This window comes from Streptomyces sp. NPDC004788 (genome assembly GCF_053601115.1).
In genome coordinates this window covers 58,763-73,146 of sequence record NZ_JBSGBF010000014.1, presented here as the reverse complement: position 1 = coordinate 73,146, position 14,384 = coordinate 58,763, and the positions used below count along the sequence as shown (strand labels likewise).

Here is a 14,384-nt window from a genome sequence, read left to right as displayed (position 1 = left end):
CGGGCCCGTCATGTGAGGCTCCGTCAAGTCGTGGGGTCTCGGCGGCATACGAGGCCATGGGGCAGCCTGTACGGATGACCGCACCCGACCTCACCCTGCTCACCGCCATCCCGCTGCACAGCGCCCGCCTCGACCTGGAGCCGCTCCGCCTCGACCACGCCCCGGAGATGGCCGAGGCCCTCGCCGATCCCGCCCTCCACACCTTCATCGGCGGCGCGCCGCTCCCCGAACCCGCCCTCCGCGCCCGCTACGTCCGCCTCCTGGCCGGCCCGCCGGACCCCCGCTCGGCAGCCTGGTGCAACTGGGTGCTGCGATCGCGCGAGAACGGCGCGGCGATCGGCACCGTCCAGGCCACGGTGACGCCCGACGCCGCCGAGATCGCCTGGGTCCTCGGCACCGCCTGGCAACACCACGGCCTGGCCCGCGAAGCCGCGACGACCCTGGCGGCCTGGCTCCGCGAGCAGGCCGTGCCGACCCTGGTCGCGCACATCCACCCGGATCACGAGGCCTCGGCGGCGGTGGCACGGGCGGCGGGCCTGGAGCCGACGGATGCGTTCGAGGACGGGGAGCGGAGATGGGAGTGGCACGGGCCGGGGCAGGCCGACGGTTGGTCAGCGCGCCATGGCCTATCGGCCTGAGAGCTCCCTTACCGTCCCCTCAGGGCCGGCGCCCGAGCCGCCCGGAAACCGATGGCCGACGCTCACGGACGCCGCCGACAATGCCCGCCATGCCGATCCGCATCGCCCATGCCTCCGACGCGGCCGCCATAGCGGCCGTCCATGTCCGCTCCTGGCAGGCTGCCTACCGCGGTCTGATCCCCGCCGCGTTTCTCGACGGCCTCGACATCACCGAACGCACGGCGGTCTGGCGCGACCGCCTGTCGGCGTCCGTTGCGCCGACGGTGCTCCTGGCCACGAGCGACACGGGGGCTGCGCAGGCCTTCTCCTGCTTCCGGGCCTGGCCCGGCGAGGAGTTGGACCGGGCGGTCACCGCGGAGCTGTCCGCCCTGTACGCCGTGCCGGAGGCGTGGGGGCGCGGGGTGGGGCGAGCGCTGCTCGGGGCGACGGTGGCGGCGATGGGTGCGGCCGGGTTCCGGGAGGCCGGGCTGTGGGTGCTGGAGGGGAACGTCCGGGCGCGCGCGTTCTACGAGGCGGCCGGCTGGCGCCCTGATGGCGCGGCCGTGGTCGAGGAGACCGGCGGTCTGGCGCTGCGCGAACTCCGCTATGTGTGCAGTCTGTTCAGCTAGCGCGTCCGCATCGTGAGAATGGGGTCTCATGATGTGAATGATCGGCGTACCGTGATCACCGCGCACCACACCGCACCGCACCACGCACCACACACCGCACCGCACCCACTCACCCCTGGGAGCCCAGCCATGCCTCACGCCGACGAAGCCGGAACCGGCAAGACCGCGTCGTCCGCCCCGCGCGAGACCGCCGTCTACACCCACGGCCACCACGAGTCCGTCCTGCGCTCGCACGCGTGGCGCACCGTCGAGAACTCCGCCGCCTATCTGATCCCCGAGCTGCGCGCCGGGCTGGACGTCCTGGACGTGGGTGCCGGGCCGGGGACCATCACGGCCGATCTGGCCGCGCGGGTCGCGCCGGGGCGGGTGACGGCGGTGGACACGGCTGAGGACGTGCTGGAGAAGGCGCGGGCGGCAGCGGCCGAACGGGGCGTGGAGAACGTCGAGTTCGCGGTCGCCGACGTCCACGCGCTGGACTTCCCCGACGACTCGTTCGACATCGTGCACGCCCATCAGGTGCTGCAGCACGTGGGCGACCCGGTGCAGGCGCTGCGGGAGATGCGGCGGGTGTGCCGGCCGGGCGGCGTGGTGGCCGCGCGGGACAGCGACTACGGCGCGTTCACCTGGTTCCCGCAGTCGCCGGGCCTGGACCGCTGGGCCGCCCTGTACCAGAGCGTGGCCCGCGCCAACGGCGGCGAGCCGGACGCCGGCCGACGGCTGCGCGCCTGGGCCCACGAGGCCGGATTCACCGACGTCACCTCGTCCGCCGCCGCGTGGTGCTTCGCCTCACCCGACGAGCGCGCCTGGTGGAGCGGCCTGTGGGCCGACCGCACCACCGAGTCGGCGTACGCCCGGCTGACCGTCGACGGCGGCCACGCGACCCGCGAGGAGCTGGCCTCGATCGCGGACGCGTGGCGCGCCTGGGGCCAGGAGCACGACGGCTGGTTCATGGTCCCGCACGGCGAGATCCTGTGCCGGGTCTGATCACCCGTCGGACGGGGCACGCATCCTGAACTCGTAGGCTGCGGGCAGCGGTTCGTCCGTGATACGGGACCACAGCTCGCCCAGTTCCTCCGCGCCCTCCCGCAGGTCGGCCACCTCGAAGCCCGCGTCGAAGACGGCGCGGGCCTCGTCCGGCCGCCCTTCGGCGAGCAGCACCCGGGCCTCCAGGAAGCGGAAGGCGCCGCGGGCGCGGACCTCGTCCGGGAGGCGGTTCAGGACGGCGCGGGCGTCGGCCGCGCGGGAGGCGTCGAGCAGGGCCGGGACGGCCTCGCGGGCGAGGGCGGCGGTGACGACCGGGTCGCCGCCGTCCCGGCCCCGGAGCTGCTCGTCGAACGCCTCCGCGTACCGCTCGGCGGCCCGTTCCGTGTGCCCGTCCTCGCGGTCGGCGACGGCCATGCAGTAGAGCAGGGGCCAGCGCTCGGCCGCGTTCTTCAGACCGCGCTCCCAGCTCCGTACCGCCTGGGCCAGATCGCCCGCGGCCCACTGCGCTACGCCGAGGTGGTACTCGGTGACGGGGTTGGCGGGCGCGGTCTCCAGCATGTCGCGCCACGCGTCGGCGACCGGGGTGGACCACAGGGCGGCGCCGGGCTCCGGGACGGGAAGCGCACCCGTACGCAGCAAGCCCACCCACGGCCGCTGTTCCTCACCGATCAGCGAGTCCGGGAACGGCGTGCCCGGCAACTCGTATCCTCCGCGCAGCACTTCGAGCGCACCCCAGCCCGATCCGGTCGCGAGCAGCGGCCCCGGTTCGGCGTCGGCGCCACTCGCCCGCCACTCCTCGTACGCCGCGTCGACCTCGGCGCGCGGCAGCGCCTCGGCGAGGGCGTCCTCGACGCTCGCGCGCGCGGCCGCCCAGTCGGGGCCGTGCACCGCGGCCGGGTCGGCGCTCAGCGGCCCGTACACCTCCAGCCAGGAGACCTCCTCCCCCGCCTCCAGCGGCGGGTGCTCCAACTGGGTGCGGGCGAGCCCGGCCTGGATCTCGGCGTAGCCGGGCGTGCCGGGCTCGGTGAGCCACTCCTGCCAGCGCCGGCCGCCGGGGCCGGTCCCCCACACGAAGAGCTTGCGGCCGAGCAGCCCGTCGGTGGAGGTCTGCACGAGCCCGGTGCCGTCCTCGTCGAGCGCGGCGATCCAGCGCCGCTGTCCGTCCGGCAGCGCGTAGAAGTAGTCGGCGGCGTGGGGTGAGTTCAGGGGGTACGTGCGGTCGGCGCCGTCGGTCGTACGGGGCACCGGGACGCGGCGCAGGGCGCGTTCGTAGCCGTGGTGCCAGGCCGTCTCGGCGGGGGCGAGGATCCGGCGGTCCTCGGGGACGGCGGTGTTGGACCACCAGTAGCAGGGCACCGTCCGCTCGTGCGGGTTGCGGACGCGGACGGCGACCCGCAGGTGCTCGGCGCCCTCCGGCAGCCACAGGTCGACCTGGAACGGCAGGTCGCGCAGCCGCTCCCACTCCCAGAGCCGGAGCATCTCGCCGCCGTCGGGGGCGGGGACGACGGCCGCGTGCAGCGGGGCGCAGGAGAGGGTGCCGTGGCCGCGGGCACCGATGTTCCACTCGATGCCGCCGGAGAACCAGGCTCCGTTGAGGGCGAACGCGGCGGGCTGCAACACCGGGTTGCGGTAGAGGAGTTCGCGGCCGGTCGGCTTGTGGAGGAGGGAGTGGACCCGGCCGCCGAGGCCGGGGAGCACGGTGACGCGGAGCCGGTCGTTCTCGATCACGATCGTGTCGAGCTCGGTGGGGGTGCGCTCGCGCCCGTATCCGTCACGCACCCGGGTCGGGAGCAGCGTGCGCAGCGGGCCGCGGCCGAGCTGCCGGGCCATGTCGCGGGGCAGCGCCGCCCGGTCGCGCGCGTCGACCGCGGGGATTCCGGCCTTCGTGAGCAGACGGAGCGCGGGCAGCGGGTTGTCCGGGCCCAACGGCGCCGCGGGCAGGGTGAGTACGGCACGTCGTACGGTCGTCATGTCGACCATGGAACACGCCGGAACCACCGCTGGCCAGGGGGTGGACAACCCCCTCGGGAGGGCTTGACCGAGAAATTCCGTTGCGGTGTGCACACGTCGACCTAGGCTTGGTCCGTTACCGAGAGAGGCGCGGAGAATGAGCGAGCAGCACACCTACCGGGTGATCGTCCGGGGCACGTTCGACGGACTGTCGGAGGAGAGCCGCACGCGGCTGCTCGCCGAGGTCGACGAGCACGGCCTGTCGGCGATGACGTTCACGGAGGAGGGCTCGCTCACCTACGACCGCGCGCTGAAGCACTTCTCGTACCGCCTGGTCGTCGTCTCGGACGCGGCGGACGGCGAGGAGATGGCGGGCGCGCTCGCGGAGGACCGGGTGGAGACGGCCCTCAAGGAACTGGGGCACGGTTACAAGGGCCTGCGGTCCTCGGTCACCGACCTCGACACGATGAAGATCAACTACAAGCGCTGAGGCTTGCCGCCGGGGGTGTCGGCGACGCCGGGCGGGTCGGCGGCGTCGTCAGCGGCGGGCGTGCCGGCGGCGTCGGGGGTGTTGGCAGAGTCGTGCGGGTTGGCGGCGTCGGGAGTGTCGGCGGGAGCGGCGGGCGTGCCGGCGGTGATCGCCCAGCGCTCGTGGTCCCGCCAGGCCCCGTCGATGAACAGCATCGCGGGCGAGAACCCTTCGAGCCGGAAGCCGGCCCGCCGCACGAGGGCGCGGGAGGCGGTGTTGCCGGGCTGGATGTTCGCCTCCAGGCGGTGCAGCCCGAGCGGCCCGAAGGCGTGTGCGAGGACGAGCCCGAGCCCCTCGGTGAGCAGCCCGCGCCCGGCGGCGTGCGCGAAGGCGCCGTAGCCGAGCGCGCCGGAGAGGAAGCCGCCGCGCACGATGTTGTTGATGTTGATGAATCCCGCGATCGACCGGTCGGCCGTGTCACAGACGAGGAAGCCGGCTCTGCACGGGTTGCCGGTCAACTGCCCGGCGTAGGCGGCGTACGCCTCTGCCGTCAGCGGCGGGAAGAGCCAGGGCGCGTGCAGCTCACGGCTCTCCCGCGCCCGCGCGGTGAACTCGTCCGCGTCGGCTGCCGTGAACGGCCGCAGCCCGACGCGGCTCCCGACAGCGACGTACTCTCCGAGATCACCAGGCATGGGTCCAGCCTACCGACGGAGATCACGGACCGACGGAAGCCACGGACCGACGGAGATCGCGGACCGACGGGATCACGGACCGACGGAGGCCCACGGACCGACGGAGGTCAGGACTGACGGAGGTCAGGACTGACGGCGGCGCGGGGACCACAGTCGCCCGGCCCGACCACGACCGGCCCACGACCCGCCCCGTTCGCAGGCGTCGGAGCGGGGTCCGGAGCGGGGGCCGGAGCCGCGCCGGCGCCCACGCCCGAGCCGGAGCCCGCTCAGCGCCGCGCCGCCGTCACCCGCGCCGGGCACGTCTCGCCCTTCTTCACCACGCCCACCACCACCCGGCCGCGTGCCTGCCGCGGCGTTCCCGGCGCCGGGTGCTGCGTGCAGACGCGCCAGTTGGGCGGCCAGAGCACGCGCCGGTCGGCGCCCGCCACGTCGTGGACGTCGAGGCGGGTGCGCGGGTCGAGGCCGGTGAAGACCCGCCAGAGGCCCTGGCCGAGGAGGTCCGGCGTGGCCTGCCCCTCGGGGGCGTCGGTGGCGGCGAGCGACTCCGCCGAGCTGACGGCGACGGCCGCGAGCGCGAGGAGCGCACCGGCGCCGAGGACGGTCGCGCGTCTCACTTGCGCCTCCGGGCGGCGAGGTAGAACCCGCAGAGCGCGCCGAGCAGCGTGGTGGCGAGCAGCGCGAGGTAGAGCGGCATGGACACCTCGGGGATCAGCAGCCTGACCCGCACCTGCCGGGTGTTCTCGAAGATCAGGACGAGCGTCAGGACCGCGACGGCCGCCATCGCGACCCGGCCGGGGGTCACGACTCCACCGGCCCGGGCCGCGCCCGCGCTCGATGTCTCCCTGGGGCTCATGGCCGGCCCTCTCCTCCGTCGTCCCGTCCGTCGTCGGTCCCACCAGGATGGGCCGCTTCCCGCCTCTCGGCGCCTGCGGAGAGGGCCGTACGAGTGACTTGTCAGACAACGCGGGCCGACTACGGTAGTCGGAGGAAGGTACGGAAAGTACGAGCAGGAGCCAGCCCGAGGAGGTCCCGTGGCAGCCGGCGGACAGCGCGGACAGCAGCGACGCCCGGTCGTCGCGCTCTACGAGCGGATCGCGGACGCCATCCACGACGGCACCTACCCGCCGGGCTCCGCCCTGCCCTCCGAGCCCAAGCTGGCGGGCGAACTGGGCGTGAGCCGGCCGGCGCTGCGCGAGGCGCTGCTGCTGCTCCAGGAGGACGGGCTGCTCACGGTGCGGCGCGGGGTGGGCCGGACGGTCAACGCGCACCCGCCGCGGCGTGGTTTCGAGCACGTGCAGGCCCTTGAGGAGCTGCTCGGGGCGGCCGCGCCGCTCCGTGTCCGCGGGCTGCTGCGCACGGTCGAGGAGCCCACCGACTTCACCACCCAGCACCTGCTCGCCCCGGCCGCGGCCGAGCTGCGGTTCTGGGAGTCCGTGCTGGTCGGAGAGGCGGGCCCGGCGGCGCTCAGCCATGAGTGGGCGGCGGCCGACGAGGTCCTGGAGCGGGCCCATCCGGCCTTCGCCGAGGCCCTGCGCGCGACGGCCGCGCCGGACCGCACCTCCATGCTGGCGGTGCTCGCGGGCGCCTCGCGGGGCGTGCCGCTCGCGGGGCACAGCGCCGTCACGGCGACGCTGCTCGGCCGCCGCAGGGGCGAGCAGCTGGGCCGCTCGGCCGACACCCCGGCGGTGCTCGTCACGCAGGTGGTACGGGTCGACGGCACCCCGGTCCTGGCCGCCAAGCACATGCTCCCGACGGGCGCGCCCGCGCTGCCGCTGCTCCAGTCGAACTGAGGCGGCGGGTCCAGCCGAACCGAGGGGCCGGCCGGGGCGCTCGCCGGGGTGGCGGACAGCGCGTCGAGCGCGTCGGCGGCGCTGCCAGCGGCGGGCGGCGGGGAGCACTGCGAGCACGTCGGCGGCGTCGCTAGCAGCGGGCGGCATGCAGCGCCCCGAGCGCGTCGGCGGAGCTGCCAGCGGCGGGCGCCGGAAAGCACCCCGAGCGGCGCCGGCGGCGCTGCCAGCGGCGGGCGGCATGCAGCGCCCCGAGCGCGTCGCTGACGTCACCGTCGCCGTCCCGGGCGGCCCACAACCCACCACACGGCGGCGGCGGGGCCAACGCCTGTCGCCACCGTCACATCACCACCCGCTCTGGGTGGCGTACACTTCCCGGCCATGCACTTGTCTGACAACCTCACCGCTGCCGCTTCCCCCGTCGCCTCCCCCGTCGTCGCCGACTGGATCCGGCAGGCCCCCAAGGCCGTCCTCCACGACCACCTCGACGGCGGACTCCGCCCCGCCACGATCGTCGAGCTGGCGCGCGCCTGCGGGTACACCGGGCTGCCCACCGAGGACCCGGCCGAGCTGGCGGTCTGGTTCCGCGACGCCGCCGACTCCGGCTCGCTGGAGCGGTACCTGGAGACCTTCGCCCACACCTGCGCGGTGATGCAGACCCGCGAGGCCCTTGAGCGCGTCGCGGCCGAGTGCGCCGAGGACCTGGCCGCCGACGGGGTCGTCTACGCCGAGATCCGCTACGCCCCCGAGCAGCACCTGGAGGCCGGGCTGACCCTCGACGAGGTCGTCGAGGCCGTGAACCGGGGCTTCCGCGAGGGCGAGCGCCGCACCGGTGGCCGGATCACCGTCCGCACCCTCCTCACCGGCATGCGCCACACCGACCGCTCGCTGGAGATCGCGCAGCTCACCGTCGCGCACCGGGACAACGGCGTGGCGGGCTTCGACATCGCCGGCGGCGAGATCGGCAACCCGCCGGCCCGCCACCTGCCCGCCTTCCAGCACCTGAAGCGCGAGAACTGCCACTTCACGATCCACGCGGGCGAGGCCGTCGGCGCCGAGTCCATCCACGAGGCCGTGCAGGTCTGCGGCACCGAGCGGATCGGCCACGGCGTGCGGATCACCGACGACATCGCCGAGGACGGCACGCTGGGCCGCCTCGCCTCGTACGTCCGCGACAACCGCATCGCCCTGGAGGTCTGCCCGACCTCCAACCTCCAGACGGGCGCCGCCAAGGACTACGCCTCGCACCCGATCGACGAGCTGCGCCGCCTGGGCTTCCGCATCACCCTCAACACGGACAACCGTCTGGTCTCCGGCACCACCATGAGCGAGGAGTTCCAGCACATGGCCGACACCTTCGGCTACGGCCCGGAGGTCTTCGAGGAGTTCACGATCGCCGCCCTGGAGTCCGCCTTCCTCCCGCTCCCGGAGCGCCGCCGCCTGATCGACGAGCTGATCCGTCCGGGCTACGCGGCCCTCGCGACCGCCTGACCGACCGGGTCGACCAACCCCGGCGGCGTACGCCTCCGGGACGTAGGTCTCCGGCTCGAACGTCTCCGTCTCGTACGCAGCCGGGACGTACGAGCCCGTGGTGTACGGGCCCCCCTCCCCCGTACGCCACCGCCCGGGCCGCCCATGCCCGGCCGCACGAGTGGAGCCGCCCCCCTCAGCCGGCGGCCGCTTGCGCCTTCGCCTCGGCCCGCGCGACCGCCGGGGCGATGGCCCGCTCCACCGCGAGCCGGCCCTCGCCCGCGTCGCCGAGGCGGCGGACCATGAGCCGCACGATCGCGTGGAAGAAGAGGGCCGGCCCGCACGGCGTCCACTGCTCGCGGTTGTCCGGGTCGAGCAGGAAGTCGAGGACGGCGTCCGGCTCGGCGGGGACGAAGCGGAACTCGGCGTGCTCCCACTTGTCGTCGACGCCCCGGCTCCAGCGGTCCCGCAGGTCCGCCTCGCTCAGGTCGGGAAGCACGGCCAGGAAGAAGGCGGCCCACTGGTGGTGGCCGAGATCCATGCCGAGCGACAGCAGCTCGACCTCGCAGGCGTCGCTCCGATGCACCGCCAGCTCCTCGCGCAGCGCGCGGCGGGCGGCCCCGAAGAGGTCGGGCACGCCGTCCTTGAGGTCGTGCTTGCCGGAGAGCCCCTCGTTGGCCGAGGAGTTCCAGAACCCGGCGTTGCCGCCGACGGTGGCGCTGCGCCGGGAGAACAGCATGCGGTTGTCCTGGCCGGTCACCACGGCGACGTTGGCACCGAAGCTGCTGGACAGGAACCCGTTCACGGTCACCGGGTCCCGGCCGGCCAGATAGTGCTCGCGCAGGGTGAACCCGGCCCCGTCGCCCTCCTCCAGGCGCCGGGAGTCGAGCTGCTGGGCGGCGAGGAAGGTGAAGTAGTCCGTGGGCGAGAAGCGGATCTCGACGATCGGGTCCTCGACGTCGTCGCTGCGGGTCACGGCGATCGTCTCGACGGCGAACCGGGGGTGGTTCCAGCGCCGGTCGGCCCCGGCGACGGCCCGGGTGCGCTGCTCCTCCTCGATCTCCTGGCGCCAGCGCCGGACGTCCTCGGGGAGGTAGACCGGCTCGTCGGCGTCGAAGTAGATCTTGAGGTTCTCCTCGACGATCGGACGGGTACCGTCCCCCTCGAAGACGTAGCAGTCGGTCTGCAGCGGTCCGATTCGAATGGGATCGCGATCTGTCACGGCAGCCTTTCCCGAGCTGTGAACTGCGAGGTTTCGCACGACAGTTGCACAGCGTCCGAGATGGTTGCAACATCCTCACCAGGGGCACGGGAGGCGGGTGCGGTGAGCGGTGCGGGGGTGCACGGCGAGGCGTTCGTCGTGTGCGTCGACGAGTACGACGGCGCCCCGCATGCCCGGCTGGAGTCGGCCCGCCGCTGCGCCGAGGACTTCCGCGCGCTGGCCCGCCGGCTCGGCTTCGACGCCGACGCGCCGGTGATCTCGGGAACCAAGCGGGAGATCGACGAGGCGCTCGACGTGATCCGGCGGTCCACGGCGCGGCGCAAGATCGTCTACTGGGTGGGGCACGGCTTCGCCTACGGCCGGCACCGCGTCGGCCTGCCGTCCCGGGACTTCGACCTCCGGGCGAAGGACCCGATGTTCTATCCGAACGAGCTCGGCCGCTTCCTGATCCGGCTGAGCGGGGACGTGCTGTTCATCGTCGACACCTGCCACGCCGCCGACTTCGCCTACGAGGTCTACCAGGAGTACGTCGAGCTGGAGGTCGCGGCCGGGATCCTGCGGCCGGGGCCGCCGGGCGCCGGCCTGCCCGGCCGGAGCATCGGCTGCCTGGGCACGGTCGCGGGCGACGACCTCGCACAGGTCGGGCTCTGGCTGGGCGCGTGGCGGCGGCTGGTCGACACGCGCGACCAGGAGTTCCGCGAGGAGCCGCTGTGGAACGCGTACGCGCGGGCCGTCCACGGGGCGGTGGTCCTCGAAGCGGTCCACCACGTGCTGGCGGACACCGCGGGCGGCGACCGCGTCACGCCCCAACTCCACGGCGGCGGGCGGCTCCTGGGCTTCTTCGTCAATCCGCACTACGACCCCTCCGCGCGCCCCGTCTCCGCCGCCGCGCCCACCCGGCGGGAGGAGCTCCTCGGCGAACAGGTGCAGCGTCTGCTGCGTGGCCGGTTCGCCGGACTGCTCCTGGAGGAGGACGACGCGCCGTTCGTCGGACGACGGCACTCGCTGGCCCGGATCACGGAGTGGCTGACCTCCTCCGGGCGCAACGGCGTCATGGTCGTCACGGGGGCGCCCGGCAGCGGCAAGTCGGCGCTCCTCGGGCAGATCGCGCTGATGACGATCAAGGACACGCCGCAGTTCCGCGCCCTGCCGCCGGGGCGGCGCAGCAGCCTCGCGGGGGCGATCTCCGCCGGCATCCAGTGCCGTGGCCGCAGCGCCCTGGAATGCGCCCGCGAGCTGGCCCAGGGCATGCAGATCCCGGAGCCCGAGGCCGGCTGGAAGGACGTCGGCGAAGCGGTCCTCGCGCTGATCGCGGCCTGCCGGGCCGAGGGCGAGGCCGCCTTCCTCGTCGACGGGCTCGACGAGACGGACCCGGCCCAACTCGACGCGGTGGTCACCGAGGTGCTCGGTCCGCTGGGCCAGCAGCCGAACGTACGGATCCTGGTCGGCACCCGCCCCACGGCCGGACAGGCCCTCGCGCTGCTCGACGCCACCACGCACGACCTGGACACGGTGCACGACCGCTCGGACGACATCGCCGAGTACGTGACGCACCGGCTGTCCGTACCGGACTCGCCGTACCGCGCGGACGCCGGACTGCGCGAGGCGGTGGCACGGGTCCTGGTGGAGCAGAGCCAGGGCGTGTTCCTCGTCGCGCGGCTGCACTGCGCCGCGCTGGTGCGCGCCGGGCGGGCGCTCGCCCCGGACGGCGAGGAGTTCCGCGGGCTGCTCGCCGCCGGACTGGAGGAGGCCCTCGAACAGGAGGTCCGGGACCTCGACCGGATCGCCTCGGCCGGTCCCGGCGGGCCCGTGCCCGCCGGCTGGGCGCGCGGACTGCTGCTGCCGCTCGCCCTGTCGTACGGCGCGGGGCTGCCGCACGCCGACGACATCTGGCTCGACGCGGCGCGGCGCCTGGCCGACGCGGACGGGCGGACCGTCGCGTACGGTGCGGACGACATCCGGCGGATCAGACGGGTGGCCGGCGCCCATGTCGTCGAGTACGGAGAGGCCGGCCAGCCCGTCTACCGGCTCGGCCATGAGGCCCTCGCCCACCACCTCCTGGAGGGCACCGGCCGGGGCCGGGCCGAGCTGCACGCGGTCATGACGGACGTGCTGCTGCACACGCACCGGGCCGTCTACCGGGGGCGCGGCGCCACCAACCCGTACATCGCCCGCTACGCCACCGCCCACGCCGCCGCCTGCGGCCGGCTCACCGAGCTGGCGGAGGACGCGGAGCTGCTGGTCAACGCGGAGCCGGAGCGGCTGATCCTGCTGCTCGACCGGCCGGGCGCGGCGGCCACGGCGCGGACGGAGCTCTACCGGCGGGTCGCGGAGGAGCTCACCGGCCGGAGCCCGGCCGGGCGTTCGGCGCTGCTGCAGGCCACGGCGCTCTACCAGCAACCGGAGTTACGGGCCTGGGCCCGCTCCCCCGGGCTGCTGTTCTGGACGGACGAGTGGACGACGACCCGGCCGGTGCCGCCGTTCCGGACGCTGAAGGTGCCGCAGGGCGATGTGCGGGCGGTGGCCGCCGACGGCGACGGCCGGGGTCTGCTGGCGGCGGGCGAACGGCTCTGGCACTGGCCGCGGCCCGGCGGCCGGCCCGTCTTCCTGCACCGCTGGCTGGGCAGCGGCGCGTTCCACGCGCTGACGGTGGCGCCGCTCGGGGCGGCGGTGACGGCGGTCGCGGACGCCGAGCGGGTCGTCGTGTGGACCTCGGAGTCCGGACCGGTGCAGGTGTACGGGTGGGGGGCGCGGATCGGCGACGTGGCGGCCGGATCCGCCGGCGGCACCGCGCTGGTCGTCGCGGCGAGCGGCACGACCGTCTCCGTGTGGGAGTGGCGGGACGGGCGCCCCCGGCACCGTGGCTTCTGGCCGTGGCCCGGTGCCGGTCCGGTGCAGAGCGTGGCCGTCGGCGCCCTGGACGGGGTGCCGAGCGTGCTTGCCGCCGGGGACGGCGGGGTGGTGGTGTGGGACGCGCGGAGCGGCGAACGGCTGCTCGCCTTCGGCGCGGACGGCGGCCGGGCCGACGCCCTCGCCGCCACCGCCTCGGACGCCGTGCTGCATGTCGCCGTCCTCGGCACGGCCCGGCCGCAGGTGCGGGTGTGGCAAGTCCGGGGAGGCGCCGACGGGGCGCCGCCGGGCGCCGAGCTGGTGCACGCGGCGGCCCTGCGGCACGCGTCCGGTTCGGCGGTGGCGCTGCGGGACGACGGCCCCGAGGGGCTCCTGGTGGCGGCGGTCGACGGAGGGACCGTACGGCTGTGGCGGGTGCGGGACGGGGGCCGGGACGGAAGCCGGGACGGAAGCCGGGACGGAAGCCGGGACGAGGCCCCGGGCAGAGACCAGGACGGGATCCGGGACGGGTGTCTGGAGAACGAGGAGTTGCCCGCTCTGCCCGGGCATCGCACGCAGCCGCGCTCGGTGGCGTTCCTGCGCGATGACGAGGGGTCCGTGTGCGTGGCGGACGGCTCCCGGATCCGGGTGTGGCGGCCGGCCGCCGGCCCACCCGGCTCCGGCGCGGACGGGGGCGGCCCGCGGACCGGGATGCCCGTTTCGGGAAGCGGTCATGTGGGGGCGATGACCGGGGCGGCCGGGGGCGCGGGCGGCGCGGTGGCGCTCGCCGCGGAGAACACCGTCCGCGTCTGGGACCTGGGCGGGCGGCACCTGGCCGACGACCGGGTTCTCGACCGGGTCTCCTCGCTGGCGCTGCGCGGCACTCCCGGCGGTGGACCGGTCTGGCTCGCGGTGGGCGGGCACCACCCGGTGCACGGCCCCTGTCTGCGGGTCAGGACCCTGGACGACGACGCCGGTACGGTCTTCCCGCTCGACGTGCACCGCGACAGCAGCGTGACCGCCGTGGCCCTGGCCGAACGGGGCGAGGGCGAGGGCGAGGGCGGCGGTGACGGCGGCGGCGGCGCGGTCCAGGTGCTCGCGGCGACCGACCGGTACATCCGCCGCTGGGACGTCTCCAGCGGCGAACAGCGGCCGAGCCTGCACGTCGGCGTCGGACGGATCGAACATCTGACGGCCGTCGGCACACCCGGCGCCGAGCCCTTCCTCGCGGCGACGGCGGGCGACTCCGTCTGGGTCTGGCCGCGGGCGGAGCCCGGCACGGGACCCCTGCGCTTCCGGCTGCCGCGGCTCGCCCACCCCGTGCCGGCCCGCGCACTGGCCGCCACCCACGACGCCGGGGGCCGGCCGCTCGTGGCGGTCGCCACCTCCGCCGGGGTCTTCACCGGTTCCCTGGACGACCCGTTGGAGGACGGCACCGGCCGGCGGCGGCTCCGGTTGCGCACCGATGCCGCCGACGTCCGCTCGCTGGCCTTCTGCACGACCGCGGCGGGCCGGCTGGTGCTCCTCGGCGCGAGCCGTACCCGGATCGTCCACGAGTGGGCCGTCGACGGTCCGGGCGAGGACCGGATGGTCCCGGACCGCGGCTTCGACGTGCACCAGGTGTTCGCCGCCCCGGCCGCGTCGGGGCTGCTGGTCGCGGTGGTCGGCCGGGAGCGCATGGACGTCCTGCGGCTCGACGAGCGTCGTGGCTGACGCCGGTCACCGACCTGACAGG

General features: G+C 75.0%; 11 protein-coding genes and 1 pseudogene. 7 read left to right on the top strand and 5 right to left on the bottom strand.

The window, feature by feature from the left end:
* Positions 1-74 precede the first annotated feature (74 nt).
* From ACWEJX_RS09490 to ACWEJX_RS09480, 3 genes are all read left to right on the top strand, one after another.
* A complete protein-coding gene (locus ACWEJX_RS09490; RefSeq protein ID WP_451606937.1) occupies positions 75-638 on the top strand; it encodes a GNAT family N-acetyltransferase in 564 nt (187 codons plus the stop codon).
* Between the two features lie 89 nt (positions 639-727).
* A complete protein-coding gene (locus ACWEJX_RS09485; RefSeq protein ID WP_451606936.1) occupies positions 728-1,246 on the top strand; it encodes an N-acetyltransferase family protein in 519 nt (172 codons plus the stop codon).
* A 129-nt stretch (positions 1,247-1,375) separates the two neighbouring features.
* On the top strand, positions 1,376-2,230 hold the full coding sequence (locus tag ACWEJX_RS09480) for a class I SAM-dependent methyltransferase (RefSeq protein WP_451606935.1): 855 nt from the start codon (positions 1,376-1,378) through the stop codon (positions 2,228-2,230).
* On the opposite strand, the gene ACWEJX_RS09475 is transcribed toward ACWEJX_RS09480, so the two are convergent.
* Positions 2,231-4,210 (bottom strand): DUF5107 domain-containing protein, encoded by a 1,980-nt coding sequence (locus tag ACWEJX_RS09475; protein WP_451606934.1) that lies wholly within the window; start codon positions 4,208-4,210, stop codon positions 2,231-2,233.
* 127 nt (positions 4,211-4,337) lie between these two features.
* Between ACWEJX_RS09475 and ACWEJX_RS09470 the strand changes: the two genes are divergently transcribed.
* Entirely contained in the window at positions 4,338-4,670 is a 333-nt protein-coding gene (locus ACWEJX_RS09470) for a DUF6204 family protein (protein WP_403789635.1), read from the top strand.
* Positions 4,671-4,810: 140 nt separating this feature from the next.
* Here ACWEJX_RS09470 and ACWEJX_RS09465 read toward each other — a convergent pair.
* The 3 genes and pseudogenes from ACWEJX_RS09465 to ACWEJX_RS09455 form a co-directional block, all read right to left on the bottom strand.
* Positions 4,811-5,341: pseudogene (locus ACWEJX_RS09465) on the bottom strand (GNAT family N-acetyltransferase); the annotation flags it as partial.
* A gap of 266 nt (positions 5,342-5,607) precedes the next feature.
* The gene (locus ACWEJX_RS09460) at positions 5,608-5,955 is read right to left on the bottom strand and encodes a hypothetical protein (protein ID WP_451606933.1); all 348 of its coding nucleotides are present in this window, start codon (positions 5,953-5,955) and stop codon (positions 5,608-5,610) included.
* Positions 5,952-6,194, bottom strand: coding sequence for a lipopolysaccharide assembly protein LapA domain-containing protein (locus ACWEJX_RS09455; RefSeq protein ID WP_451606932.1), 243 nt, complete (start codon positions 6,192-6,194; stop codon positions 5,952-5,954). The genes ACWEJX_RS09460 and ACWEJX_RS09455 overlap by 4 nt, the downstream gene beginning before the upstream one ends.
* A gap of 178 nt (positions 6,195-6,372) precedes the next feature.
* Between ACWEJX_RS09455 and ACWEJX_RS09450 the strand changes: the two genes are divergently transcribed.
* Positions 6,373-7,131: a GntR family transcriptional regulator gene (locus ACWEJX_RS09450; protein ID WP_403789632.1), complete on the top strand. Its 759-nt coding sequence runs from the start codon at positions 6,373-6,375 to the stop codon at positions 7,129-7,131.
* Positions 7,132-7,509: 378 nt separating this feature from the next.
* Positions 7,510-8,619, top strand: coding sequence for an adenosine deaminase (locus ACWEJX_RS09445; protein WP_451606931.1), 1,110 nt, complete (start codon positions 7,510-7,512; stop codon positions 8,617-8,619).
* Between the two features lie 175 nt (positions 8,620-8,794).
* Here the strand turns inward: ACWEJX_RS09445 and ACWEJX_RS09440 are convergent, their stop codons facing one another.
* A complete protein-coding gene (locus ACWEJX_RS09440; RefSeq protein WP_451606930.1) occupies positions 8,795-9,820 on the bottom strand; it encodes a translation initiation factor 2 in 1,026 nt (341 codons plus the stop codon).
* Between the two features lie 102 nt (positions 9,821-9,922).
* Here ACWEJX_RS09440 and ACWEJX_RS09435 point away from each other — a divergent pair, with 102 nt between their 5' ends.
* The gene (locus tag ACWEJX_RS09435) at positions 9,923-14,362 is read left to right on the top strand and encodes an AAA family ATPase (RefSeq protein ID WP_451606929.1); all 4,440 of its coding nucleotides are present in this window, start codon (positions 9,923-9,925) and stop codon (positions 14,360-14,362) included.
* Positions 14,363-14,384: the final 22 nt, after the last annotated feature.

What these genes read in the sequence shown, in the direction of transcription:
- ACWEJX_RS09490 (WP_451606937.1), top strand. Translation starts at nt 75, where the DNA reads ATGACCGCACCCGACCTCACCCTGCTCACCGCCATCCCGCTGCACAGC.
- ACWEJX_RS09475 (WP_451606934.1), bottom strand. Translation starts at nt 4,210, where the DNA reads ATGGTCGACATGACGACCGTACGACGTGCCGTACTCACCCTGCCCGCG.
- ACWEJX_RS09470 (WP_403789635.1), top strand. Translation starts at nt 4,338, where the DNA reads ATGAGCGAGCAGCACACCTACCGGGTGATCGTCCGGGGCACGTTCGAC.
- ACWEJX_RS09485 (WP_451606936.1), top strand. Translation starts at nt 728, where the DNA reads ATGCCGATCCGCATCGCCCATGCCTCCGACGCGGCCGCCATAGCGGCC.
- ACWEJX_RS09445 (WP_451606931.1), top strand. Translation starts at nt 7,510, where the DNA reads ATGCACTTGTCTGACAACCTCACCGCTGCCGCTTCCCCCGTCGCCTCC.
- ACWEJX_RS09455 (WP_451606932.1), bottom strand. Translation starts at nt 6,194, where the DNA reads ATGAGCCCCAGGGAGACATCGAGCGCGGGCGCGGCCCGGGCCGGTGGA.
- ACWEJX_RS09480 (WP_451606935.1), top strand. Translation starts at nt 1,376, where the DNA reads ATGCCTCACGCCGACGAAGCCGGAACCGGCAAGACCGCGTCGTCCGCC.